Origin of the sequence: Lentilactobacillus kisonensis DSM 19906 = JCM 15041 (assembly GCF_001434135.1) — a bacterium.
Lineage (GTDB): Bacteria > Bacillota > Bacilli > Lactobacillales > Lactobacillaceae > Lentilactobacillus > Lentilactobacillus kisonensis.
On the sequence record NZ_AZEB01000013.1, the window covers coordinates 1 to 24,314 of the forward strand.

Annotated in this window: 24 protein-coding genes and 2 tRNA genes; 6 read left to right on the plus strand and 20 right to left on the minus strand. The window is 41.0% G+C overall.

What is annotated here, in order from left to right; translation table 11 throughout:
- Positions 1 to 163 precede the first annotated feature (163 nt).
- The 14 genes from FC98_RS07820 to FC98_RS07885 all read right to left on the minus strand — a co-directional run bounded on the left by FC98_RS07820 (position 164) and on the right by FC98_RS07885 (position 12,601).
- On the minus strand, positions 164 to 580 hold the full coding sequence (locus FC98_RS07820) for a F0F1 ATP synthase subunit epsilon (RefSeq protein ID WP_008858071.1): 417 nt from the start codon (positions 578 to 580) through the stop codon (positions 164 to 166).
- A gap of 16 nt (positions 581 to 596) precedes the next feature.
- On the minus strand, positions 597 to 2,030 hold the full coding sequence (gene atpD, locus FC98_RS07825; protein ID WP_040471949.1) for a F0F1 ATP synthase subunit beta: 1,434 nt from the start codon (positions 2,028 to 2,030) through the stop codon (positions 597 to 599).
- Positions 2,031 to 2,055: 25 nt separating this feature from the next.
- A complete protein-coding gene (locus tag FC98_RS07830; RefSeq protein WP_054655123.1) occupies positions 2,056 to 2,970 on the minus strand; it encodes a F0F1 ATP synthase subunit gamma in 915 nt (304 codons plus the stop codon).
- Positions 2,971 to 2,989: 19 nt separating this feature from the next.
- On the minus strand, positions 2,990 to 4,555 hold the full coding sequence (atpA, locus tag FC98_RS07835; protein WP_008858075.1) for a F0F1 ATP synthase subunit alpha: 1,566 nt from the start codon (positions 4,553 to 4,555) through the stop codon (positions 2,990 to 2,992).
- A 27-nt stretch (positions 4,556 to 4,582) separates the two neighbouring features.
- Positions 4,583 to 5,125, minus strand: coding sequence for a F0F1 ATP synthase subunit delta (locus FC98_RS07840; RefSeq protein ID WP_008858076.1), 543 nt, complete (start codon positions 5,123 to 5,125; stop codon positions 4,583 to 4,585).
- Positions 5,122 to 5,631 carry a F0F1 ATP synthase subunit B gene (atpF, locus tag FC98_RS07845; protein ID WP_008858077.1) on the minus strand — a complete coding sequence of 170 codons (510 nt, stop codon included), beginning with the start codon at positions 5,629 to 5,631 and terminating at the stop codon, positions 5,122 to 5,124. The genes FC98_RS07840 and atpF overlap by 4 nt, the downstream gene beginning before the upstream one ends.
- A 42-nt stretch (positions 5,632 to 5,673) precedes the next feature.
- Positions 5,674 to 5,886 (minus strand): F0F1 ATP synthase subunit C, encoded by a 213-nt coding sequence (gene atpE / locus FC98_RS07850; RefSeq protein ID WP_008858078.1) that lies wholly within the window; start codon positions 5,884 to 5,886, stop codon positions 5,674 to 5,676.
- 37 nt (positions 5,887 to 5,923) lie between these two features.
- Positions 5,924 to 6,637: a F0F1 ATP synthase subunit A gene (gene atpB, locus FC98_RS07855; protein ID WP_054655121.1), complete on the minus strand. Its 714-nt coding sequence runs from the start codon at positions 6,635 to 6,637 to the stop codon at positions 5,924 to 5,926.
- Positions 6,638 to 7,028: 391 nt separating this feature from the next.
- On the minus strand, positions 7,029 to 7,658 hold the full coding sequence (upp, locus tag FC98_RS07860) for a uracil phosphoribosyltransferase (RefSeq protein ID WP_040471950.1): 630 nt from the start codon (positions 7,656 to 7,658) through the stop codon (positions 7,029 to 7,031).
- A gap of 102 nt (positions 7,659 to 7,760) precedes the next feature.
- Positions 7,761 to 9,011 (minus strand): serine hydroxymethyltransferase, encoded by a 1,251-nt coding sequence (glyA, locus tag FC98_RS07865; RefSeq protein WP_008858083.1) that lies wholly within the window; start codon positions 9,009 to 9,011, stop codon positions 7,761 to 7,763.
- Positions 9,012 to 9,039: 28 nt separating this feature from the next.
- Entirely contained in the window at positions 9,040 to 10,062 is a 1,023-nt protein-coding gene (locus tag FC98_RS07870; RefSeq protein ID WP_040471951.1) for an L-threonylcarbamoyladenylate synthase, read from the minus strand.
- Positions 10,063 to 10,073: 11 nt separating this feature from the next.
- Positions 10,074 to 10,931, minus strand: coding sequence for a peptide chain release factor N(5)-glutamine methyltransferase (gene prmC / locus FC98_RS07875; protein WP_008858085.1), 858 nt, complete (start codon positions 10,929 to 10,931; stop codon positions 10,074 to 10,076).
- Positions 10,924 to 12,009, minus strand: coding sequence for a peptide chain release factor 1 (gene prfA, locus FC98_RS07880; RefSeq protein WP_008858086.1), 1,086 nt, complete (start codon positions 12,007 to 12,009; stop codon positions 10,924 to 10,926). The genes prmC and prfA overlap by 8 nt, the downstream gene beginning before the upstream one ends.
- A 19-nt stretch (positions 12,010 to 12,028) precedes the next feature.
- Positions 12,029 to 12,601 (minus strand): thymidine kinase, encoded by a 573-nt coding sequence (locus FC98_RS07885; protein WP_309299940.1) that lies wholly within the window; start codon positions 12,599 to 12,601, stop codon positions 12,029 to 12,031.
- Between the two features lie 176 nt (positions 12,602 to 12,777).
- Here FC98_RS07885 and FC98_RS07890 point away from each other — a divergent pair, with 176 nt between their 5' ends.
- Both FC98_RS07890 and FC98_RS07895 read left to right on the plus strand, forming a co-directional pair.
- Entirely contained in the window at positions 12,778 to 14,124 is a 1,347-nt protein-coding gene (locus tag FC98_RS07890) for a Mur ligase family protein (protein WP_054655119.1), read from the plus strand.
- Complete coding sequence (locus FC98_RS07895) at positions 14,124 to 14,828, plus strand: type 1 glutamine amidotransferase (protein ID WP_008858089.1); 705 nt, start codon at positions 14,124 to 14,126, stop codon at positions 14,826 to 14,828. Before FC98_RS07890 ends, FC98_RS07895 begins: the two co-directional genes overlap by 1 nt.
- A gap of 206 nt (positions 14,829 to 15,034) precedes the next feature.
- On the opposite strand, the gene FC98_RS07900 is transcribed toward FC98_RS07895, so the two are convergent.
- Entirely contained in the window at positions 15,035 to 16,045 is a 1,011-nt protein-coding gene (locus FC98_RS07900) for a serine hydrolase domain-containing protein (protein ID WP_008858090.1), read from the minus strand.
- Between the two features lie 190 nt (positions 16,046 to 16,235).
- Here FC98_RS07900 and FC98_RS07905 point away from each other — a divergent pair, with 190 nt between their 5' ends.
- The gene (locus FC98_RS07905) at positions 16,236 to 16,565 is read left to right on the plus strand and encodes a hypothetical protein (RefSeq protein ID WP_040471952.1); all 330 of its coding nucleotides are present in this window, start codon (positions 16,236 to 16,238) and stop codon (positions 16,563 to 16,565) included.
- Positions 16,566 to 16,968: 403 nt separating this feature from the next.
- Positions 16,969 to 18,309, plus strand: coding sequence for a matrixin family metalloprotease (locus FC98_RS07910; RefSeq protein WP_056949415.1), 1,341 nt, complete (start codon positions 16,969 to 16,971; stop codon positions 18,307 to 18,309).
- 77 nt (positions 18,310 to 18,386) lie between these two features.
- Here FC98_RS07910 and FC98_RS07915 read toward each other — a convergent pair.
- Positions 18,387 to 18,458: transfer RNA gene (locus tag FC98_RS07915), tRNA-Gln, on the minus strand.
- Positions 18,459 to 18,613: 155 nt separating this feature from the next.
- Between FC98_RS07915 and FC98_RS07920 the strand changes: the two genes are divergently transcribed.
- Positions 18,614 to 18,687: transfer RNA gene (locus FC98_RS07920), tRNA-Glu, on the plus strand.
- A 156-nt stretch (positions 18,688 to 18,843) separates the two neighbouring features.
- Here FC98_RS07920 and FC98_RS07925 read toward each other — a convergent pair.
- The 4 genes from FC98_RS07925 to FC98_RS07940 are packed head-to-tail and all read right to left on the minus strand — an operon-like array spanning position 18,844 to position 23,132.
- Entirely contained in the window at positions 18,844 to 20,178 is a 1,335-nt protein-coding gene (locus tag FC98_RS07925; RefSeq protein WP_008858093.1) for a glucose-6-phosphate isomerase, read from the minus strand.
- 38 nt (positions 20,179 to 20,216) lie between these two features.
- Entirely contained in the window at positions 20,217 to 21,692 is a 1,476-nt protein-coding gene (locus FC98_RS07930; RefSeq protein WP_056949416.1) for a sensor histidine kinase, read from the minus strand.
- Entirely contained in the window at positions 21,692 to 22,420 is a 729-nt protein-coding gene (locus tag FC98_RS07935; protein ID WP_056949417.1) for a response regulator transcription factor, read from the minus strand. The genes FC98_RS07930 and FC98_RS07935 overlap by 1 nt, the downstream gene beginning before the upstream one ends.
- A 13-nt stretch (positions 22,421 to 22,433) precedes the next feature.
- A complete protein-coding gene (locus FC98_RS07940; RefSeq protein ID WP_008858096.1) occupies positions 22,434 to 23,132 on the minus strand; it encodes a cysteine peptidase family C39 domain-containing protein in 699 nt (232 codons plus the stop codon).
- Positions 23,133 to 23,261: 129 nt separating this feature from the next.
- Between FC98_RS07940 and FC98_RS07945 the strand changes: the two genes are divergently transcribed.
- On the plus strand, positions 23,262 to 24,035 hold the full coding sequence (locus FC98_RS07945; protein ID WP_056949418.1) for a Cof-type HAD-IIB family hydrolase: 774 nt from the start codon (positions 23,262 to 23,264) through the stop codon (positions 24,033 to 24,035).
- Positions 24,036 to 24,314 lie beyond the last annotated feature (279 nt).

Genomic DNA, 24,314 nt, shown 5'->3' on the forward strand with positions numbered 1-24,314 from the left:
TTAGTGTTGCACTTGATTTGACAATTGAGGTCTTATTTTTCTTCAAAAAATTGATAATTAAAATATTACCAGCAAAATTGGAAGCTTCTGTGGCTAAAATTTGATTATTTAATCCAAAAAAAGACTGTCACCAAGATTAAGCTTGAACGACAGTCTTTCTGTGTTATTTACTTGCAACATTGATCCGATTAATTGCTCGTCGCAATGCAACTTGAGCACGATCCAAGGCAGCTTTGTCTTGGCGTTGTCGAGCCGCAGCGATTCGCTGTTCCGCATTTTTCTTCGCGTTTTCAGCACGGGCAATATCAATATCTTGTTGATTTTCGGCACTATCCGCAACAATCGTCGCCATATTGTTGGAAAACTCAAGAAAACCACCGTTAACAGCGATATCATCTTCGCTATCATCGTACTTAACTCGAGTTTCATCAACAGCCAGCGTCGCAATTATTGGCACATGATTCGCCATGATACCTAGTTGTCCCGATTTAGTTGAAACAACTAACATATTGGCAGTATGCTCATAAACATTTCCATCGGGAGTTACGATACTAACGGTAAGAACTGAATTATCAGCCAATTAGAATCACCCTCCTTTAGTTTGCCGCACTCTGCTTTTCACTATTAGTGTCTTGTTTCATCTTTTTGGCGTTTGCCAAAACATCCTCAATTGGGCCACAGTTTCTGAAGGCATCTTCAGGAATGTCATCGTATTTACCAGCTAGAATATCCTTAAACCCTTTAACAGTTTCATTAACTGGCACATATTTACCAGGTAATCCAGTAAACTGTTCAGCAACTGAAAAGCTTTGTGAAAGGAAGAATTGAATCCGACGAGCACGGTTAACGATCGTCTTTTCCTCATCAGACAATTCATCCATCCCAAGGATTGAAATGATATCTTGAAGTTCACGATAACGTTGAAGAACGTGCTGAACTTCAGTAGCAACATCATAATGCTCTTGACCAACAATACTTGGATCTAGCGCTGATGACGTTGAAGCCAATGGATCAACGGCTGGATAAATTCCTTGTTGTGTCAAAGAACGTTCCAGGTTAGTTGTTGCATCCAAATGGGCAAAAGTCGTTGCTGGAGCAGGGTCGGTATAATCATCGGCAGGCACATAAACGGCCTGAATTGAGGTGATCGCACCCTTCTTCGTTGAAGTAATTCGTTCCTGTAATTGGCCCATTTCAGTAGCCAAAGTTGGTTGATACCCAACGGCTGATGGAATTCGACCAAGCAAAGCAGAAACTTCTGAACCAGCTTGTGTGAATCGGAAGATGTTATCAATGAACAACAACACATCTTGGCCTTCACGGTCACGGAAGTATTCCGCAATTGTCAAACCAGTCAAGGCAACACGCATACGGGCTCCAGGAGGCTCGTTCATTTGACCATAAACCATGGCGGTCTTTGCCAAAACGCCTGACCCCTTCATTTCGAAGTACATATCGTTACCTTCACGAGTCCGCTCACCAACACCGGTAAATACGGAAATTCCGTTATGCCCTTGGGCAATATTGTGAATCAACTCTTGAATTAAAACGGTTTTACCAACTCCGGCACCACCGAATAATCCAACTTTTCCACCACGGGTGTATGGTTCCAATAAATCAATCACTTTAATTCCAGTTTCCAGAATTTCAGTTGACGGGTTCAATTGGTCATACTTTGGTGCATCACGGTGAATTGGCCAACGTTCTGCGTCTGGGCCAAATTCTGGACCACCATCGATTGGATCCCCAAGGACATTAAATACTCGGCCAAGAGTATCCTTACCTACTGGAACACTGATAGATGATTCCGTATTATCTACGGCCATCCCTCGACGGAGTCCGTCGGTCCCATCCATCGCAATTGTCCGAACAACGCCATCACCCAAATCAAGGGCAACTTCGACAACCAAGAATTTGTCGTCGGTTACGTGTACGTTCAATGCAGTGTTAATTTCAGGTAACTTATCGTCCAAGGAGAACTCAACATCAACAACAGGTCCGATAACTTGTATCACTTTACCAGTACTCATGTTAGTTAATTCCTCCATCTAAATTTTATTGTTGACTAAGAGCTTCTTGACCACCTGTGATTTCAGTGATTTCAGTCGTAATTGCAGCTTGCCGCGCACGGTTATACTGCAACTCCAATGACGAAATCAAATCATCCGCATTGTCAGATGCTGACTTCATTGCAGTTGAACTAGAAGCATGTTCAGAAGTCTTAGCATCTAAGATTGCCCCATAAACTAAACTTTCAGAATATTGTGGCAGTACAACGTTTAATACTTCTTTCTCAGATGGCTCAACGTCGTACTCAGCGGTCATTGGCTTAACCTTGATATCTTGACTTGCTTGACTTTGAATCGCTTCATCGTCAATTGGAAGCATTTTCTCGGCTCTAAATCTTGATATCAAACGGTTAACAAAGTGTTCATAACATACGTATAATTCATCAAATTCGCCCTTGTTATACATGGTTGTAACCATCTTAACAATCTGGCGGACTTCATTAAACGTTGGAACGTCACTAACACCTCGATACTCATAAGCAACGTTTGTTCCCCGTTTCCGATAGAAATCAGAACCGGTACCACCAACCGCTAATATTTGATAATCATTCGAACCAGAATGATTTTCGATAAATTGGTTCGTTTCTCGAATAACGTTGCTATTATAACTTCCTACCATTCCACGATCAGAAGTAATAATTAAATATGCCGTTCTCTTAGTTTTAGATTGATCATTTCCAGCTGCATGACCCGAGGATTTACTTAACCCGTCCAAAATATGAGACTGGGCTAAATGTAATACAACAGATTTGATTTGGCTTGCATATTCCGCATAACTCTTCGTATGCTTCTGAATCTGGTTAAGCTTAGCTTGTGAGACCATTTCCATAGCATTCGTAATTTGACGCGTCTTCTTTGTAGAAGTAATCCGATGTTTAACATCGTTTAGCGAAGCACCCATGTAATCTCACCCTCCTTAACTAGTCATTTGAAGCAGCTGAACTTTGATCATTCCTTGATGCAGCTTGTTGATCATTTGCCTGGCTTGGTTGGAATGTTGCTTCAAATTCCTTGATCGCAGCATCTAACTTGCCAGTATCAGGAAGTTGACCAGTCTTAGTGATTTCGTCAAGCAACTCTTTGTGTGAGTGATCGAAGAAATCAAAAATCTCGTTTTGATACCGCAAAATATCATCAATTGCAACTTTATCCAAGAATCCATGGGTCAAGCAATAAAGAATCACAACCTGCTTTTCTACTGAAATTGGCGAATGAAGTGGTTGTTTTAATACCTCAACCGTTCTAGCTCCACGATTCAACTTGGATTGGGTTGCTTCATCAAGATCAGAACCAAACTGAGCGAATGATTCCAATTCGTGATAAGAAGCAAGGTCAAGCCGCAGTGTACCAGAAACCTTCTTCATTGCTTTAACCTGCGCATCACCACCAACACGAGATACAGAAGTACCGGCATCAACGGCCGGGCGAACACCAGAATAGAAACTATCGGCATCCAAGAAGATCTGACCATCGGTAATGGAAATAACGTTGGTAGGAATATAAGCAGAAACATCACCAGCTTGGGTTTCAACAATTGGCAGAGCCGTCATTGAACCGCCACCCAGCTTGTCACTTAACTTAGCAGCCCGTTCCAGCAAACGTGAGTGGGTATAGAAAATATCACCAGGATAAGCTTCACGACCAGGAGGACGACGAAGGATAAGTGATAATTCACGGTAAGCATCAGCTTGCTTTGACAAATCATCATACACAATTAAGACGTGTTCACCATTATGCATGAAGTATTCACCCATAGTGGCGCCAGCATAAGGCGCAATGTATAACAATGAAGCAGGCTCAGAAGGCCCAGCGGAAATAACCGTGGTGTAATCCATTGCCCCATATTTTTCAAGCGTACTTACGGCTGTTCGAACAGTTGATTGTTTCTGTCCAATCGCAACGTAAATACATTTCATGTTTTGACCCTTTTGATTCAAAATGGTGTCGATAGCGATTGATGTTTTACCGGTTTTACGGTCACCAATAATTAACTCACGCTGCCCACGACCAATTGGAATTAACGAATCAATCGCTTTAATTCCAGTTTGTAATGGTTCAAAAACTGATTGTCGATCCATAACACCAGGTGCTTTATGTTCAATCGGCTTATGATCCGTTGCCTTAATTGGTCCTTTACCATCAACTGGTTGACCGAGTGAATTAACAACTCGTCCAACCATATCGTCCCCAACGGGAACTTCCATAATTCGGCCGGTTCTCTTTACAGAGTCACCTTCACGGATATTTGTGTCATCACCCAAAATCATGATACCAACATCATTGGTTTCAAGGTTTTGTACCATTCCATAAACGCCGTGGCCGAAGTCGAGCAACTCTCCAGACAACGCGTTTTCGAGCCCATGAGCACGAGCAATACCATCACCAACATATGTAACGATACCTGTTTCTTTAACATCGAGCTCGTTCTTATAGCCTTGTAACTGTTGCTTAATAAGAGCACTGATTTCCTCAGCTTTAATGCTCATAAGTTTCACCTCTTTAAATAGATATCGTTAATTTAACAATAATTCTTTAACTTTATTAATTCGCGTTTGAACACTACCATCAATTGTCATATCTGCTGACTTAATTACCACACCACCAATTAGTGATGCATCAACTTTCGTGTCAAAAATGACTTTAGCAGCACCGACTCGCTTTTCAAAAGCCTTCGCTAATCGATCACGTTGATCGTTATCAAGTTCGGTTGCAGAAATAACCTCTGCTCGAACGATTTTTTTATCAGCTTCATAGACCCGCTGAAATTGATCAATAATCTCCAAGATCTGTGGGAAACGACGATAATCAGCAACAACTTTCAAAAAGTTCTTAATAAAGTCTGACGCATTTTCGGTGATAGGAGCAAGAAGGGACTGTTTGTCCTGATCAGAAACTCGAATATCATCAAGAATATCAATCAACCTTGGATTAGCAGCAAACACTTTTCGTAGCTCTAACAAATCAGCATAACCCGTTTCAAGTTCGTTAGTTCCACTAAGAACTTCGAACATGGCTTTTGCGTATTTTTTTGAAGCTGTCATACTATCTAATGTCATTTCTGCTTACCCAACCCTTCAATATAAGAGTCAACAAGGTCTTTTTGATCATCCGCATTTAATTCTTTTGAAATAATCTTAGTTGCAATTTCAACGGATAGGCTTGCCACATCTTTTCGAGAATTAGCCAAAGCTTCTTGTCGTTGTTGTTCAATATCCTTTTCAGCAGAACTCTTAAGATTAGATGCTTCATTTCGTGCATCTTCAACGATTTTTTCACGTTGCTCTTGTCCGTTTTGCTTTGCAGTATTAATGATTCCGTTAGCGTCCTCACGGGTCTTCTGCAATTCAGTTTGACGTTTCTCAGCTAAATCTGCAGCTTTTGTCCGTGATTCCTTGGCAGAATCAATATCGCTGGCAATCTTATCTGAACGGTTTTGCATCATCTTAGTGATTGGCTTCCATGCAACTATTTTAACCAGCCACATTAAAACGAGAAAACTGATCATAACAAATAGCATATCACCAACGTAAAGTTGAGCTCCAACTATCGAATATGAAAACATCAATTGGCACCTCCTTCTTTGTATATTTAGCGATACTAGTCACTACTTGTTCATAACCAGTAAAGCAACAACGAAGGCGATGATAGGCATAGCTTCAACCAAACCAACACCAATGAACATGTTACTACGAAGTTGACCTGACAATTCTGGTTGTCGTGCCATACCTTCCAACATCTTAGAAATTAAAATACCATCACCGATAGCGCCACCAATAGCGGCACCAGCCATAGCAATACCTGCAGCAATTGCTCCCATAATAATAAATCCTCCTTAATAATCTAAAAAAATTTTGTTAATCTTCTAGTTCTATCTTTCGAGAAATGTAAACTGAGGACAATGTTACAAAAACATAGGCCTGTATACATCCAATAAAGACTGAGAAACCAGTCCAAACCAATTCCAGTATGAACGCACCAATCCAAATGACTGGGCCACCATGAGCCATATTGACAATAATACCAAGTAGCATTTCACCTGAAAGAATATTACCAAATAATCGCAAACCTAACGTCAAGAAATTAGTAAACTCCTCGAACAGATTAATTGGCAGGAAAAATACAAATGGCTTTAAATAATTCTCAAAATGCCCCTTATAACCCAACTTTCGAATCCCTAGGAATTGGGCAAGCGTCATCGTCATCAGCGACAAAGTCATTGTTACCACCGGATCAGAAGTTGGACTTTTGACAAACGCAACACCCGAAACATCAATATGCAAAAACAATCCTTCTAAGTTTGCAATAATGATGAACATGAACAAGGTAAAGCCCCAAAGTCCTAAAGTTTTGCTAGTTTTACCAGGAATGGAACTGTTAACAATTCCATTCGTAAAATCAACAGCGTACTCAAGAACGTTCTGGCCCTTTCCAGGTTTCATGGTCAGATGCCTTGATAATGCATAGACAAGGCCTAATACAACCGCACAAGCAATTAGAATGGAAATCATATTGCCTACATTAAACGTCAGACCCAAAAATTCAAAAGTCGAAGGAGTTCCTCCACTCACAAAATCTCACCTCTTTCCAAGACATAGTCACGCAAGCAAATCAATCTGGTTATTGGTCAAGAAGACAGTATTACCAAAGTGAAACTTTGCGATGGTAATGAACACACCAAAGTGTCCAAATACAATTGAAACTATACCACCATTCAATATAAAATTCAAAAGAATATTAGTAATCTTGAGAGCGACTAAAGCGCGTCGCTGCCGTAATTAGCAAACCCATGTCAGGTTATAGGACGTATAATTTAGATGATTCAAAACTAATTTGTCTTTTCGGAACAAATCCCTTTACTATGTTTTTGTCTAATTCAAACAATTGTTTTAGTAAATTCATTCCCAGGCAACACAAATGGAGCGATTCAGATCGCTCCATTGAAGCATCAACCTATATCTGCTATTTAGTACCAAATAACCGATCACCGGCGTCACCAAGTCCTGGCACAATATAACCCTTATCATTGAGCTTCTCATCTAGAGCTGCAGTGTAAATGTCGATATCTGGATGGGCTTTTTGTAATGCTTTAACACCTTCTGGAGCAGCTACTAAACAGACAAATTTGATATTAGAAGCTCCCCGCTTCTTCAATGCATCAATGGCCATAATTGAGGAGCCGCCAGTTGCAAGCATTGGATCAACAACAAAGATTTGGCGTTGTTCAATATCAGAAGGTAATTTCACAAAATACTCGTGAGGTTCAAGGGTCTTTTCATCCCGATACATGCCAATGTGACCTACTTTGGCTGCAGGGATCAAATCCAAGATACCATCAACCATTCCAATCCCAGCCCGCAAAATTGGGACAATTGCGACCTTTTTCCCGGAAATATGCTTTGCATGTGCGATTCCTTCTGGTGTTTGAATGTCAACATCTTCCAGCGGCATATCCCGAGAAACTTCAAATGCCATCAACGTTGCAATTTCATTGACAATTTCTCGAAATTCCTTTGTCCCGCAATTTTTATCCCGAATCATTGACAACTTATGCTGAATCAGCGGATGATCCATAACTTGAAACTTACCCATTATTTCCCACTCCTTATTTATATTTCTAAATAATTGTATCACATATATGGTAGCTAAAATCACAAAAGAGCCCGAAACCACAATTAGTTTCGGGCTTGGCATTTATGAATTAATTGGATGCTTTTCGGTTAATGCTTCTACTTTATTAGCAACATCTTGTAAATTACTTTCATTTTCTGGATCATCAATTACTTGCAAAATTAATTGAGCAACCTGACGGGCATCATTCTCATCAAAGCCACGGGTGGTAATTGCTGGTGTTCCTAATCGAAGGCCACTGGTTTTTGAAGGTGGCAGCGGATCATTTGGAATTGATTCTTTGTTGGTTGTAATATGAACAGAATCTAAAATGTTTTGTAAATCTTTCCCATTTAAAGACGTTTCGGTTAGATTGATCGTCATCAGGTGATTATCTGTCCCACCTGTTAACACGGAAACTTTCTCAGAATTTTGAAATTCAGCCGCCATTGCTTGGGCATTCTTGATAACCTGTTCGCCATATTGTTTAAATGAAGGCTGTAAGTCTTCATAAAATGCAGCTGCTTTCCCTGCAATGACGTGTTCCAAGGGGCCACCCTGGCTTCCAGGGAACACAGCGGAATTAATCTTCTTAGCATACTTTGCTTTTGCTAAAATCATTCCACCACGAGGCCCTCTCAAAGTCTTGTGAGTCGTTGTCGTTACCACGTCCGCAACTGGAACTGGACTTGGGTGCAGTCCTGTTGCAACCAAGCCGGCAATGTGAGCCATATCAACCATTAAGTAGGCACCAACAGAATCAGCAATGTCTCTAAACCGTTGCCAGTCAATAATCCGACTATAAGCAGACGCCCCGGCAATAATCAACTTTGGTTGGACTTCGGTCGTAATCTTAGCAACTTCATCATAGTCGATTAACTGTGTCTTAGGATCCAACCCATAGGAATAGGAATCATATAATTTGCCAGAAAAGCTGACTTTGGCACCATGACTTAAATGGCCGCCAGCATCCAAGCCCATCCCCAAAATTTTGTCGCCGGGTTTGAGCAAAGCTGCGTAGACTTCCTGATTAGCTTGTGATCCAGAGTGAGGTTGAACGTTTGCATACTCGGCACCAAATAGTTCTTTGGCCCGATCGATCGCAAGTTGTTCGACGATATCAATATATTCACAGCCACCGTAATAGCGGCGACCAGGGTAACCCTCAGCATACTTATTGGTCAGAACAGAACCCTGAGCTGCCCGAACGGCATTTGAAACGATGTTTTCAGAAGCAATCAACTCAATATTGTGTTCCTGACGGTTTTCTTCGTTAGCAATTGCATCCCAAAGTTCAGGATCTTGCTGCTTATAATCGTAATTCACCTGCAACACCTCACTATATTTTTGTGGTACAAGTTGATTATAACTGCTTAAAATGCATTTGCCCAGCTGATTTATTCAATCGATTCATGTAGGCTTCCGCAATCCCAGTTGGTTTAAGGCCTTGCGCGAAGACAACTTTATATTGCTTATGATTATCAAAATCCCGTAATTCTGCAAACAGATCATGAGCTGCTGTTTTGGCATCCGTACCAATAGAAATAACATCCGCATTTTGCGGCCAATTGATTGTCTTAATGACATCGTCAAACGCCATCACACCAACTGGCTGATCGTGGGCCGCAATCCAATTAGCAACGGCTTGCCAGTCATCGTCTGGATCCACAATATAGACTTGGGCATCTGGCGCATAATGCTTATATTTCATCCCAGGTGCCTTTGGGGTCTGGCTCATTCCCACATGGTGTAATTCGTCCACTACTGGGCGGTGAATAACGGCTTCAATATCTTCTTTGGTCACCGCTCCGGGTCTTAGAATTGAGGGGGTGTCAACCGACATATCCAGCACCGTCGATTCAACACCCACAGTTGTCGGCCCATCGTCGACGATAGCAGCAATCTTACCATTTAAATCGTGATAAACATGTTGGGCCGTGGTTGGACTAGGCTTTCCAGACGTATTAGCGGATGGACCAACAATTGGAACCCCAGCTTGGGTAATTAAATCAAGCGTTAATTGATTGTTAGGAAATCTAAAGGCAGCCGTTGTTAATCCCCCCGTCACCGTCTTAGAGAGGGCATTTGGTTTTAACTTAAAAATCATCGTTAATGATCCGGGCCAAAATTGATCAATCAACTTCTTAGCATCTGTACTCAATGGTTGCACATATTTTTCAACCATCGAAACTTTTGATACCGTCACAATCAATGGGTTATCACTAGGACGCCCCTTTGCTTGATAAACTTTTTTGACAGCAGCGACATTGGTGGCGTCCGCCCCTAATCCATAGACGGTCTCAGTGGGAAACGCAACCAATTCTCCCTGCTGGATCAGCTTTGCGGCTGTTGCAAGCTGACTGCCAGTTAACAATAATGTTTTCATAATTACAAACCTCATTTCCTTACTTGAATCATTCGTTGGTGACCAGCAACGTCATGTTTCACTTTGATGGTTGCTCGGGGCATTGCGCGCCGAAAAATAGCGACAACTGCTTGCTCCTGATGGAATCCAATCTCCATAAATAGACTACCACCAACGGCTAAGTGTGACTGAACATCATTAGCAATGCGCTTATAAATCGCCAACCCATCGTCATCTGCATAGAGCGCTAATGCGGGCTCATTCTCAATTACCCGTTTATCCATATCCACTTGTTCATGATGAGAGATGTAAGGCGGATTGGAAACAATCATATCAAACTGCGACTCAATTTTATCAAAAACGTCGCTCTGAATAAACTTAATTGGCAATCCTAACCTTTTGGCGTTATCGGCGGCCACCCGTAAGGCAGCCTGGGAAATATCGCTTCCACTAACATGCCACGTTGGGCACTGCTTCTTTAGAGCTAGCGCAATCGCACCGCTGCCTGTTCCAATGTCTAAAACTGATAATGGCATGCAATGTTGTGCGCTAGTCTCTGCTAAAATCCAATCAATTAATTCTTCAGTTTCAATTCGTGGAATCAGCACAGCTGGCGTAACCGTGATCGACAAGCCGTAGAAGTTCGCCTCACCAACAATGTATTGCGGCGGTATTCCAGCAAGCAATTGGGCAATATCTTGTTGAAACTGCTGCCATAAATTATCAGGCATCTGTCTTTGATAGTTAATCAGTAATCCTGTGGCGGAAAGCTGGGATCGATGTTCAAGAATAAAGTCAACATCGTACATGTCCAAATCTAGACTGTCTTTAATACGAAAAGAAGCCCATTTCCGGGCTTCAAAGTAGGTAACGTTCTTTTGATTATTCATTGGTTAAATTCTCAAGTTTCTTTGCTTGGTCCGACAAGATCAACGCATCAATAATTTCGCCCAGTTCACCATTCATAATTCGGTCTAACTTATTAAGTGTTAACCCAATTCGGTGATCGGTTACCCGATTTTGAGGATAGTTGTACGTTCGAATCCGCTCAGAACGATCCCCCGTCCCAACAGCTGACTTTCTTTCAGCGTTGTATTGATCCTGTTCTTGTTGAGAATAATAATCGTAAACCCGGGCCTTCAAAATCTTCATTGCCTTGGCCCGGTTCTGTTGCTGCGATCGCTCATCTTGCATTGCAACGACAATCCCAGTTGGCAAATGAGTCATTCGAACCGCCGAAGAAGTCTTGTTGATATGCTGACCACCAGCACCAGAAGATCGATAAACATCAACCCGAATATCCTTTGGATCGATATCAATATCAACATCCTCTTCTTCTGGCATCACGCCAACCGTTGCTGTCGACGTATGCACTCGCCCGGCTGATTCAGTTACTGGCACCCGTTGAACTCGGTGAGCACCATTCTCGTATTTCAACTTTGAATAGACCTTATCACCGGTAATCATCAACGCAATTTCCTTGAAGCCACCGACTTCGGTTTCATTCTTATCAACAACTTCTACTTGCCATCCTTGCCGTTCTGCATACTTGGAGTACATGCTAAATAAATCTGCAGCAAATAAACTGGCTTCATCACCACCAGCAGCGCCATGGATTTCCATAATGATGTTCTTATCATCATTAGGATCCTTAGGCAACAGCATCACCTTTAATTCATCCTCAAGCTTTTCCTTTTGATCCGTGTAATCTGAAATCTCATCCTTGACCATCGTTTCCAAATCCGGGTCATCAATCTTTTCTCGCAGCATTTCTTTATCGTCATTAAGCTGACCAGTTACTTTCTGGTATTTCTTAAATGCCGCCACGGTGTCCCTTAAATCTGCTTCTTCCTTTGATAACTTCATAAATTTTTGGGTATCAGCAATAACTTCAGGGTCACTGATTAGTTCGTTTAGTTCATCATAACGATCAACTACAGCCTGTAATTTGTCGAAAATTTCGTCCATTTAATAATTCCTCACTTTGTTACTTAATCGGTGGATTGTAATAATGCTTTCGGCACACTGGATAGTAAGATTCATTACCACCCATTTGAATTTGTTCACCATCATAAACCGGCTTACCATCGTGAAACCGTAAATTCATGATGGCTTTCTTACCACAGAACCAGCAAATTGTCTTCATTTCTTCTATCTTATCTGCATACAATAGTAGGTATTCGGACCCTTCAAACAAATGATTCTGAAAATCATTCTTAAGGCCAAATGCAATAACTGGAATGTTAAGTTCATCAACAATTTCTGCCAATTGAAAGACGTGTTTTTTGGTTAAAAATTGAGCTTCGTCGATCAACACACAGCTTGCATGGGGATCCAGTTCTTGGACCCGTTCAAAAATATTTGTTTTTTCAAAAATTGGATCGGCCTTTCGTTCAAGCCCAATTCGCGATTCGATCATTCCCTGCTTTTCGCGGGTATCTAAAGCACTAGTCATAATAATAACACTTTTATTTTGCTCTTCATAATTATGAGCAACTTTGATAATTTCGATCGTTTTGCCACTGTTCATAGCACCGTAACGATAAAAGAGTTGAGCCAATATTTCCACCTTTTTCCTTGAAAGCTTCTCTTCCATTATACAGAAATTCCCTTTGAATATCGATATTAATCATAATTTTCCAGTCACCAGAGCCAAACCGTGTTCAAACCGCCGTGCGTATGATAAACTTAGTCTTTGATTAGTACGATATGTACTTAGCTTAAGGAGTAAATCTTATGTCATTAAAAAGTTCAATTGCAACCGCAGCCGGTAAGTCTTCTTACTGGTTCTTACACACGTTCTTAAAGGGTGGCAGCTCGCTTCCCGGCAAAATCACCAAGAGATTAGATCCCAACATCCTCCAAACACTCGCGAGAAATTACGATGTGATCGTCATAACCGGAACCAACGGCAAAACACTCACGACCGCACTTACCGTTCAAGTTTTGAAGGAGAAATACCAAAATATCGTGACTAATCCCACTGGCTCAAACATGGAGCAGGGAATCATTACAACTTTTCTTCATGCGCCAAGAACTAAAAATAAGCGTCCATTGGCCGTTCTTGAGGTTGACGAAGCTAATGTCATCATGGTAACCAAGTACATTAAGCCAAAAGCATTTGTCTTTACGAACATTTTCAGGGATCAAATGGATCGGTATGGTGAAATCTACACGACTTACCAGAAAATTTTAAACGGTGTTGCCCTTGCGCCAAATGCAACTATTATTGCAAACGGGGATGCGCCCATTTTTCATTCAAAGCAGTTGCCAAACCCAATGATCTATTACGGCTTTGCCAACCAGCCCAAAAAAGACATCAAGGCAACTCCTAATACCGATGGCGTGCTATGCCCACAATGTCAACACATCTTGCACTATCACTACATTAGCTATTCCAACTTAGGGGATTACTTCTGTCCAAATTGTGGCTACCAGCGACCAAAGTTGAACTTTGCCTTAACTAAAATTGATCACTTAACCCCCAAGTCTTCTCAGTTTGAAATTGATGGTGAACCAATTAAAATTGAAATTGGCGGTGTTTATAATATTTACAATGCCTTAGCCGCCTACACAGTTGGTCGATTTATGGGCGTTACCCCTACCCAAACCCAACAAGCATTTAGTAAGGGCAAACACATTTTTGGCCGGCAAGAAGAAATCAACGTTGATGGCAAGGCGGTCACACTAATCTTGGTCAAAAATCCGGTTGGCCTTAACCAAGTAATTGATATGATCTCAACTGATCAGGATCCATTCACCTTTATTGGCTTACTGAATGCTAATTACGCTGATGGAATTGATACCAGCTGGATCTGGGATGGCGATTTTGAGAGACTGCCCCAAATGAACATTAAACAGTTCATCACTGGTGGCGAACGCTATAAAGACATCACTTATCGTCTCCAAGTCGCCGGTGTTGACCCGGAAAAACATTTAGTTGAACCTGACTTGGATAAAGTTGTTGAAATGATTCCAAACGCTCCAACAAAGAAAGTGTATATTTTAGCAACCTACACGGCAATGCTCCACTTAAGAAAGGTTTTTGCAGCGAAAGGATTTATCAAAGGAGGCCTTGACTAATGGCTTATACATTAAACGTTTGCCATCTTTACGGTGACCTGATGAATACCTATGGTGACCTTGGTAATATCTTGGTTCTTAAATATTTAGCAGCCAAGATGACTATTAACTTGACATCAGAAGTAATTAGTCTAGATCAACAATTTGACCCAAGTAAATATGACATCGTCGTTTTCGGTGGCGGACAAGACTTTGAACAATCCATCGTCTCTAAAGACATTCAAGCTAAAAAGGCTGGACTAACTGATTTTATTGAAGACAACGGATCAGTTGTTGCCATCTGTGGTGGCTATCAGCTGTTAGGCCATTACTATATTGGCGCGAATGGTGAAAAGCTAATGGGGATTGGCGCCTTGGATCATTATACTGATAAACAAAAAGATCACCGGTTTATTGGTAATGTTGAAATCAAAAACGAAGAGACTGGTGAGATTTATCACGGCTTTGAAAACCACCAGGGAATCACCTTCTTAGGTGATGGTGAACGTCCCCTTGGAAAAGTTTTGGAAGGTCATGGCAATAACGGCCAGGACAAAACGGAAGGTGCAATTTACAAAAACGTTTACTGTACCTATTTCCATGGCCCGATTCTGGCAAGAAATAATCAGATTGCTAAACACGTTCTCATCAATGCGTTAACCCGAAAATATCCTGATGCTGATATTTCAGCTCAAGAAGCTGTCAAGGTGGGCGAAACGTTCTAATAACGTTCTAATAAATTCCAATATCCGTATAAGCAAAAATAGGTTTGTGAGCAAGAATTGATCCTGCTTACAAGCCTATTTTGTTAGTTTGAATGTTAGTTCGAGCAGTTTCCCATGGTAAAACACCTCTATCAAAAATCTCCTAATCAAGAATTTTCATTAAAAGAGACTTTCAGGCCGACCCCAACCGCTTTGCACTGCTCAAGTCAATCCTGATTTGCCTCTCGAATAAACGTCCTAATGAGCTCACTTCGATATGGAAAAAACGCTTTGTTCAGTGCATTGGGATGTACACGGTTTGAAAGAAATACCAACGATTGCTGCGCAACTTTGTCAATCACAATCAATGTCCCAGTATATCCCGTGTGGAGAATATACGGATGCTCATCATACGTTCTTAAGATCCAGCCAAAAGAACGATTCTTGGTATGACCAGGGGTTTGATCCATGAAGAACTGGTTCATCCAATCGTCGGGCAAAAAATTCGGATAATTAAGTTGCCCTAACAGCCACTTAGAAAAGTGAAGTAGGTCATTAAGGGGCGCAAACAATCCAGCGGCTCCGCAATCGGCACCCAAAATTCTAGTTTTGGGATCATGGACAGTTCCTCGAAGTAACCCCTTCCCAGGGATAATCGCCGTTGGTACAACCTTTTTGGGATCCTGTGGCCGAAAAGTGGCTTGTCGCAATTCAAGCGGCCTTAACACGTATTCCGTAATTAACTGCTGTACGGGTTCACCCATAATCTTGGCGGCAATCCATCCCAAAAAGATAAAATTGTAATCCTGATAATGAACTACTTTTCCCAAATCAGGCCCACTTTTTAGCTTTAACAATGCAGTGGTAAGCTGATCTTTAGGTAATTCATTTCGGTTTGGAATATAGCCGATAATGTCTGAAGTATGCGTTAATAAATGGCGAATCGTTACCTCGCTAGATTGCCATTCTGGCAAATACTTGCTGATTGAGTCATTCAATGAAAGCTTTCCCAAAGCAAGTAACTTAAGGATTAAATTAGTCGTTCCAATTACTTTAGTTAATGAAGCCAGGTCATACAATTCACCTTGCTGCAATGGCAATGTTTCTGGAATCAACTCTTGATTACCAAAGAAACTGGTAGTAACCGAATGATTATTAATAATACCATACGTTACCCCGGGAACGACTTGGTCATTCACAAACTGATGCATCTTAGCGATCGTATCAGAATACTTCATAGATGTTATTATCCTCCCATTTACACAATTAGTGAATAAAAAGAGTCACTTGATTATAACCCTAATCAATGCCTGTATAAAGCCATTCACTTAGCTGGCGGACTTACAATTCTAAATAAGTTGGCCCCTCTTCAAGCTAGATTTGATACAATGGATTGTGAAAACAAGAATTGAACTGGAGGTAACACTTGTGGCAAGCAATTCTGATACAATTTACCACGTTCTGTCATATATCAAAGCCCACCCTAACCAAGTCACCATTGCGCCGGGCGAATATGATAATGCAATCGTGATGTACTTAAACGATACTGTGAAGCTAGGCAATCCAGAAATTTACTTTCCATCCCACAAATTGATGGTCAATCGAATGGCTCCTGAATTTATCTCGATGAACAACGAATTGCTCGATTATTTTCATGATAAGACTAAAGTTAAGGATTCTAGCTACCATGAACTGTGGGTAACGACCTCTCACTTGGCTAAGCGGAACAAATATTTGGTTGATCTATCGTTTGAGTAATCGGAAATGGGACAAAGTGGTTAGTTTCCAGAATATAAGTAACGGATCCCAATATCCTGGATGACTGGATATTGGGATCCGTTATTTAGATAGCCGAAAACTGCTTTGTTTTCATGTTTTTGCAATATAATATTTGAAATTAGAAAGTAATCGTAGAAAAGTGAATCATTTTGTCTGAAGTCGGCTTATTTAGGAATATATTCATGAAGTTATCGAATCAGCTTATACTCTGATCCCCTAACCACTTTTCTCCGCTCACTATTTGAGGACAGCTCCACAGAGCAACAACCTGCACGTAAGCACCTCAGAAAAAAATTCCAAACCCAGGAATTTCTTTCTGAGGAGACTTACACGCCGACTTCTAACCGCCTGGATCCGCTCACTTTAACAGGGAGGCATTAGCATGAAGTTTCGTAATAAAACCATTTTATTGCTTCTATTATCGACATCAGTTGGTATTAGCACTATCAACATAAAGGCGTCTATTACCGTCGCCGCAAAGCGCAGAATCGCAGTCGTTTCACGGCATCGAATGCGTCCAACAACGTACAAATTGAAACGGATTAAATCCAAAAACACCTATGCATATTCTGCCAGGTTAACCCAAAAGAAATTCCGGTTAGCAACTTATTCGAATAAGTCCTTCAACGTCACTCACCAGGAAAAGCTGCGGGTTAATGGCAAGTACCGAATCTATTATTTTGCGAAAAATCTGGCCAAACCCAACGTGACTGGCTGGATTTGGCGCGGCTATTTAACTAAAACAACTCCCGGTCCACTTTCAAAAACAGCGCTCAATAGATTAATCGCTTCTTCACCTGACCTAGATCCTAATAATAAGATCCTTAAGCTAAACCCAAACGTTTATCGTCAATTTGCGAAAACGTTTGATAAACAGTACAACGTTGGCAACTTTGCCTTTCCTGGACTCTTTTTTCACGACCATGCAACCATTTATGTTGAAAATAGCCCACTACAAACCGTTGTTTCGGCTGCCATTTCTAAATGGAACACTGCGCTTGGGGCGGACGTCTTTTCCCTTGGCAACAAGGGCAACAGTACTCTGACTATCAGATTTGGTAATGGTTCCGATGCGGGTTGGGATGGTTTATTTGACGGATTCAATATCCAAGTTGATCAAAAACATTTTAGTGATAACTCATACGTTAGTTCTCATTCCCTTACACCAAGATTTAAAGAAAAAATAAGGGAGCTGTCTGCACAAGCCAGTCAACTATTATTGCAAACCAATAACGAATTAAGTGTTACCCAGAAGAATTTTGAAGCCCAATCTCAGCATCTCAATGCTGAAATTCAAGGGGCTACCTCAGATGTTCAACGCGCGCAGCTTCAGCAACAACTTGATAACTTAAAGGCGAATTATCAAGCAGCTGATCAACAAATAAAACATGATTATAACTCCCAGATCGAACAAATTCGCCAGCAAATTAAGGCCGATTATCAATCAGAACAAGGGTCATCATCTGATACCCTAGAAACAAATTACTGGATTACGGTCGTTACTCACGAACTTGGTCACACGCTTGGGCTCTACCACACACCCTATCAAAGTGATATCATGTACGCACCAACCGACAATGAATCAGAATCAACCCTCAGCCCAGTTAAATACTCATGGAATTCACCCAAAGACCCCAACAGTCCAAAAGCATCTGAGACAGCAACTTTGTCTACTCGTGACATTGACCGGGCAAAGCTAACGAAGTTATTGGGTTACTGGTAATTGCTAAAAAATAACGCCATTCTCATCTCATAAGAGAAGGCGTTATTTTACGTTCATTTCACTTAAACAACTATCGATTGGGTATACTGGGGTCGAACCAGTAAATTACGGATTCAGAGTCCGTTGCCTTACCATTTGGCGAATACCCAATGAACATCACAACTAAATAGTTTATATATTTTTGCCCATTTTGTCAACATTATATTCCAATTTCTAAACGATTTGCGCTGCTCACTAGTTTATTCTTTCTTGCTTGACAAACGGCTTCAATTTAGATAAGCTATTATAGTGAGTTTGATAGCATTGCCCGCTGGTCAAACTGGTTTAAGACGTCGCCCTCTCAAGGCGGAGTTACGGGTTCGAGCCCCGTGCGGGTGATAAGTGTTGATACAGCAGTGTTTAATGGGCGTCATTGGTAATTTACCAGTGACGTCCATTTTTATATACTAACTGCTACGATTAATAGCGTATTTAAAAAAATACAATCATTCCAAATCGGAGTGATTGTATTTTTTGGCAGCTAACTATCTTAGCTTAAAGTCGCTTATTTAATTTCTTACCAATCTCTTCAAATCCAGGCTTGCCAAGTAACCCAAACATATTCGTCTTGTATGCCTCAACACCTGGTTGGTTAAATGGATTAATGCCATTAAGGTATCCAGAAATTGCAATTGCAACCTCAAAGAAGTAGATGAGGTAACCCAATGAGTACTCACTTTCGTCAGGTAGATGAACAGTCATAACTGGTACACCGCCGTCCGTGTGTGCAAGTACAACACCCTCATAGGCCTTGGTATTCACCCAATCAAGTGCTTTTCCTTCGAGGTATTTAAGGCCATCAAGGTCCTTGTCTGCACTAGGAATCGTGACATCACTTGCTGGGGCATCTAGTTTAACAACCGTCTCAAATAGGTTGCGCAACCCCTCTTGAATATATTGGCCAAACGAATGTAAATCAGTCGTAAAGTTCGCTGAGGACGGATAAATTCCTTTATTATCCTTACCTTCTGATTCACCAGCTAGCTGCTTCCACCATTCGGCAAACATTCGTAAATTTGGTTCGTAATTTTCCAATATTTCGGTGGTAAAGCCCTTACGATATAAGATGTTCCGCAATGCTGCATAACGGTAAGCATCGTTTTTCTCCAAATCAGGATCTGTGTATTCATTTTGAGCGTCAGCTGCGCCATTTAAAATGTCAATGATATTGCCCCCAGAAACAGCAATTGGCAGTAAGCCCACCGGCGTTAATACAGAATAGCGGCCTCCGACACCATCGGGAATAATAAACGATTCCCAGCCGTTGACAGTCGCTTCGTGGCGTAATGCGCCGTGAGCTTTATCAGTGGTAACGTAAATGCGTTGGTTTGCTTCTTTTTCACCATACTTTTCGATTAACTTTTCTTTAAAGATTCGAAAAGCAATTGCGGACTCAGTTGTGGTTCCAGATTTGGAAATCATGTTAATTGAAAAGTCATCATCGCCCATTAAATTCAATAAATCGTTAACGTACGACGAGCTCAAGGAATTACCAACAAATTCAACTTGAGTCGCTTGATTCTTGCGTTCATAGAAATTCGGATGCAAGAAATTCACTGCCATTTGGGCGCCTAAGTAAGACCCACCGATACCAATCGTAATTAAATACTTCGAATCGCTTTTAATTTTATCGGCCGCTCTTTGAATCCGACTAACCTCATCATGATCATACTTAGTTGGTAATTCGAGCCAGTCACGAAAATCACTACCGGCGCCAGTCCCCTTACGAAGCTCTTCATCAGCAGCGGTTACCATTGCTTGGATCTCTGGAAGTTCATTTTCATGAACAAATTTAGAAAGCTTAGAACTATCAAATTTAATATACGACATATTATAACCTCACCTTTTTAATAAATTGATACCCAAAGTTAGTTGTTACGATCTGGTGCGTCCTTTGTTTTTTCAGCTGCAGTTTGGTCAGGGAAAATAATTGTAAACGTTGATCCCTTCCCCTTCTTTGAAGCAACTGAAATTTTACCGCCGTGGGATTTAACCAGTTGATGGACAATTGCAAGGCCCAGTCCAGATTCGCCATATTTACCACTTCTTCTGGAAGCATCCGCCTTGTAATAGCGCTCGAAAATGTTTTTCTGCTGATCAACAGTCATCCCTATCCCAGTATCGGCTATCTTGATGATTGTTTCATTATACCCCCGTTCACCAGTTATCGTAACGGTTCCTTTATTCGTAAATTGAATGGCATTCGTAATAATATTAAATACAATTTGAACAAAGCGGTCATAGTCAGCGTAAATTGGCAAATCATCAGCAGCATTCAAAACCAGCTTATCATTTGACTCTTGTGCTTTATTAGATAACTGGTCGATAATATTTCTAAACACCTTTGTTGCATTAAAATGCCGTTTATCAAGTTGAATTGAATTCGAGCGAATCTTTTCAAAATCCAAATTTTTATTAACCAAGCGAATTAACCGCTGAGTTTCTTCGCTCATCAACTCAATGCTTTTGGTACGGGATTCCTGGGGAATGACGTCATACTTTATCCCTTCGAGAATTCCAGAAATGGTTGTTAGCGGTGTCCGCATTTCATGAGCTGCGTCAGCCAAAAATTCTTGGCGGCGTTCCTCTTGCCTCTGGATCTCCAGATTTGCGCGCTCCAGTGAAGCAGTCATTCGGTTAAAATCATTAATAAGCTCACCAATTTCGTCCTTACCACCCGGCTTGAGACGCACTTTGTAATTACCATTTGAAACCTGGTTAGCACCACTTCTCAGCATTGCAATCCGCCGATTAAGTCGACGGGCGATGAAGAAACTGGCAACCATTGAAATGATTAAAGCTACCAATAGCCCTTTAACCAAATTACGATTGATCCTTGCGACGTTTGAATTAACATCCGAAATGAACGCCCCCGCAGTGACTGCTGCCACTAATTTTTTCTTATAGTAATAAGGCTTTAAAACCTCAATCATCGCTGGCCGGGTTTTCCCGTTCTTTAGCTTAGCATTCTTATTATTAACTTTACGGACAATCTGGTCTTTTTGAAGATGACGCCAATCATTTTTTGTGATCTGGGGTGACACACCATCAGCCGGGTAAACCACCCGATTCTTAGCTGAAAAAACAGTGAAATGAACGGATTGGTTTTCCAAGATTGATTGTGTCATTCGAATCTTGTCAAGATTAAAGGTCACCCGGTCATTGTGTTTAGAATCAACCTTCAATGAATGTTGAATTAAGCTATCTGAATACTTTTCCAAACTGCTCCAAGTATTGTCATATACAAATGTTTTTGACATCCGGCCAAAGGATAACCCTAGTAAGACAATTGTAATTGCAATAACTAAGAAAAATGCCATGAGCTGCTGGTAGATCATTTTCATTATTTACTATCCACTTCACTATCGTCAAATTTGTAACCAACGCCCCAAACCGTTTGAATGACTTGTGGGCCAACCCGTTCGATCTTTTGCCTTAATTTTTTGACATGTGCATCAACGGTCCGCTCATCCCCATAGTATTCATAATCCCAAACAAGCTCCAATAATTGTTCTCGGGAAAAGACTTGACGTGGCTTTTGTGCAAGGGTCTTAAGAAGTTCGAATTCCTTTGGCGTTAAATCCGGAATCAATTTATCATCCAAATAAGCCTCTCGCGTATTCGTGTTTAACTTAAAATGCTTGGTCGCAATTTGATACTCATTATCAGCGGATTTTTCATCATCAGCTGCAGCCTGCTGCTCATTGTGAGCTCGCCGTTGGAGCGCTTTGATTCGTGCAACCAACGTGATCGGCGAGAAGGGCTTTGTAACGTAATCATCTGCTCCCATCTCAAACCCCAACACTTGATCACTATCTGAATCACGGGCAGTTAACATGATAATGGGAACCGCCTTTGATTTCGACCGGATTTCTTTAGCCACTTCCATGCCATCTTTTTTTGGCAAATTAAGATCCAAGGTAATCATGTCCCAACTGTCGGGATCTTCGTTGAACATGTTAACGGCTTCGATGCCATCGTATGCAAACGAAACATCCCACCCCTCTTTTTGAAAGAACATTTGCATCATTTCCGAGACAGATTTATTGTCTTCTATCATCAATAATTTCATTTCATTCCCACCTCTAATAGCTGATTGCTTCTAAGTTGCCGTGTTGCCAGTGCTTTTTCAAGTGGTTTTGGGATATGGATTCAAGCCGGCCAGTCCAGGGGTCATTGTAATAATAAAGTTTACGGTTAAATCCAGTGAGGACAATTAAGCTCGACTTCAAATTGTCGATGCCAGCAACTTTAATAATAACTGGCCGCCTTCTAAGTATCTGCTTATTAAGTTGTCTAAAGTTAACCCGATTCAAATCCCGAATTGAATGGGTCTGTGAGATGATCAGCTCACTTAAATCAATCAGCTTAGTGGACTGCTGGCGCCATTTTTCAATTGCCTGTGTTAATACATCATCAGAAAGATCGGTATTCGCACTACCTAGTAACATCTTAACTGCCGCACATTGATTATCAATATCAGCTTGCGTTTTTTGCTTAATTGGCGTCACGTCTAAACGACGAAAGGTTTTTCGAATATTGCGCTTTGGCAGCCACCCAACCAAATCACCACAGGTAAAATGATACCAAATTTGTTTGCTGAAAAAGCTAATCTGGTCAATCAAAAAGTCCTGAGTCTTAATATCTTCTGGAATTCTTACCCGATCATGGGCCGTGACGTTTCTTTCATTATCAGTCGCTAAATACCAGTGCTCTCCTGGAATCCTCCGTAAACGAACAAAGAACCGATTTGTTTTTTCATTGGCAATAGTCGTTTTTTCCAATCATCTCACCTCATATATAATCTATTTTACCAAGAAAATGACAAACTTGCTTGAAAACTAAGAAGATTGTTATCATAATATGGTATTGTTCTGTTATTAAAACTACTTAAGAATAGGATGGTTTAACCTATGTATAAAGGAATTGCATTTTTTGACCTGGATCATACGCTGTATAATGAACAAACTGAAGTCGATCAAGAAGTCGCCGACGCAATGCATCAACTAAGGACCAACAACGTCCTGCCGGTTATTTCAACTGGCCGGAACCTATTTGAAATCCCAACGACAATGAAAAAAACAGGGATTGATACGGTCGTTTCTGCGAATGGTAGCTACGTTGTGTTTGAGGGCAACCCCGTTTATAAAGCAGTTCTCTCAAAGGAAATTGTTAAAAAATTCGTCGCTTTTGCGGAATCAACTAACGAAGCAACAACCGTCATGAATAGTGAAGATGCCCGCATCAACTTTGTTAACGATATTGTTGAAAGTAATTATCATTTTATCAATTCACGAAAGCCACCACTCCATGTGACCGATTTTATCAATCATAACGAGATCATTATGATGCTCATCAACACAAAAGGACCCGATGAGAAATACATCAACCAGTTTAATGATACGCTTACCTTCTTTAGAAATACGCCTTATAGTATGGACATCGTTGCTAAAGGCAGTTCTAAAAAACGGGGTATTCAGGAATTAATTAAGAATACTGATCTTGGTGGCATTCCCACTTATGGTTTTGGTGATGGTAATAACGACATCCCAATGTTAGATTACGTTGACCATCCAGTTGTCATGGGGAATGGTCTTGATCAGGTTAAGAAATACGCAGAATTTATCACAACTAAAAACTCTGACCATGGGATTGTCAATGGCTTGAAACATTATAACTTGCTTTGATGAAGTCGGCTTCGTGCAGCAAAGTTTTGACTTTGAGCACTACCAACAATAATTCTACCGGTGGCTGCTTATGTTTTGAGTTCTAAGGGAATCTGCTTTACTCACGACACTTGCACGATCCCCCTAATCCATGCTATACTTCGTAGCGGTGCCAAACCACGGTGAGTTCGTAACGATCGGCGCAAAAGCGTTCAGAAGGTCGAAGCGGCTCGCCATTTTTTTGTGGAAAATTTACCCGACCTTAAAAAATAAAATGGCGAATAAATGTTAAACTAAGAA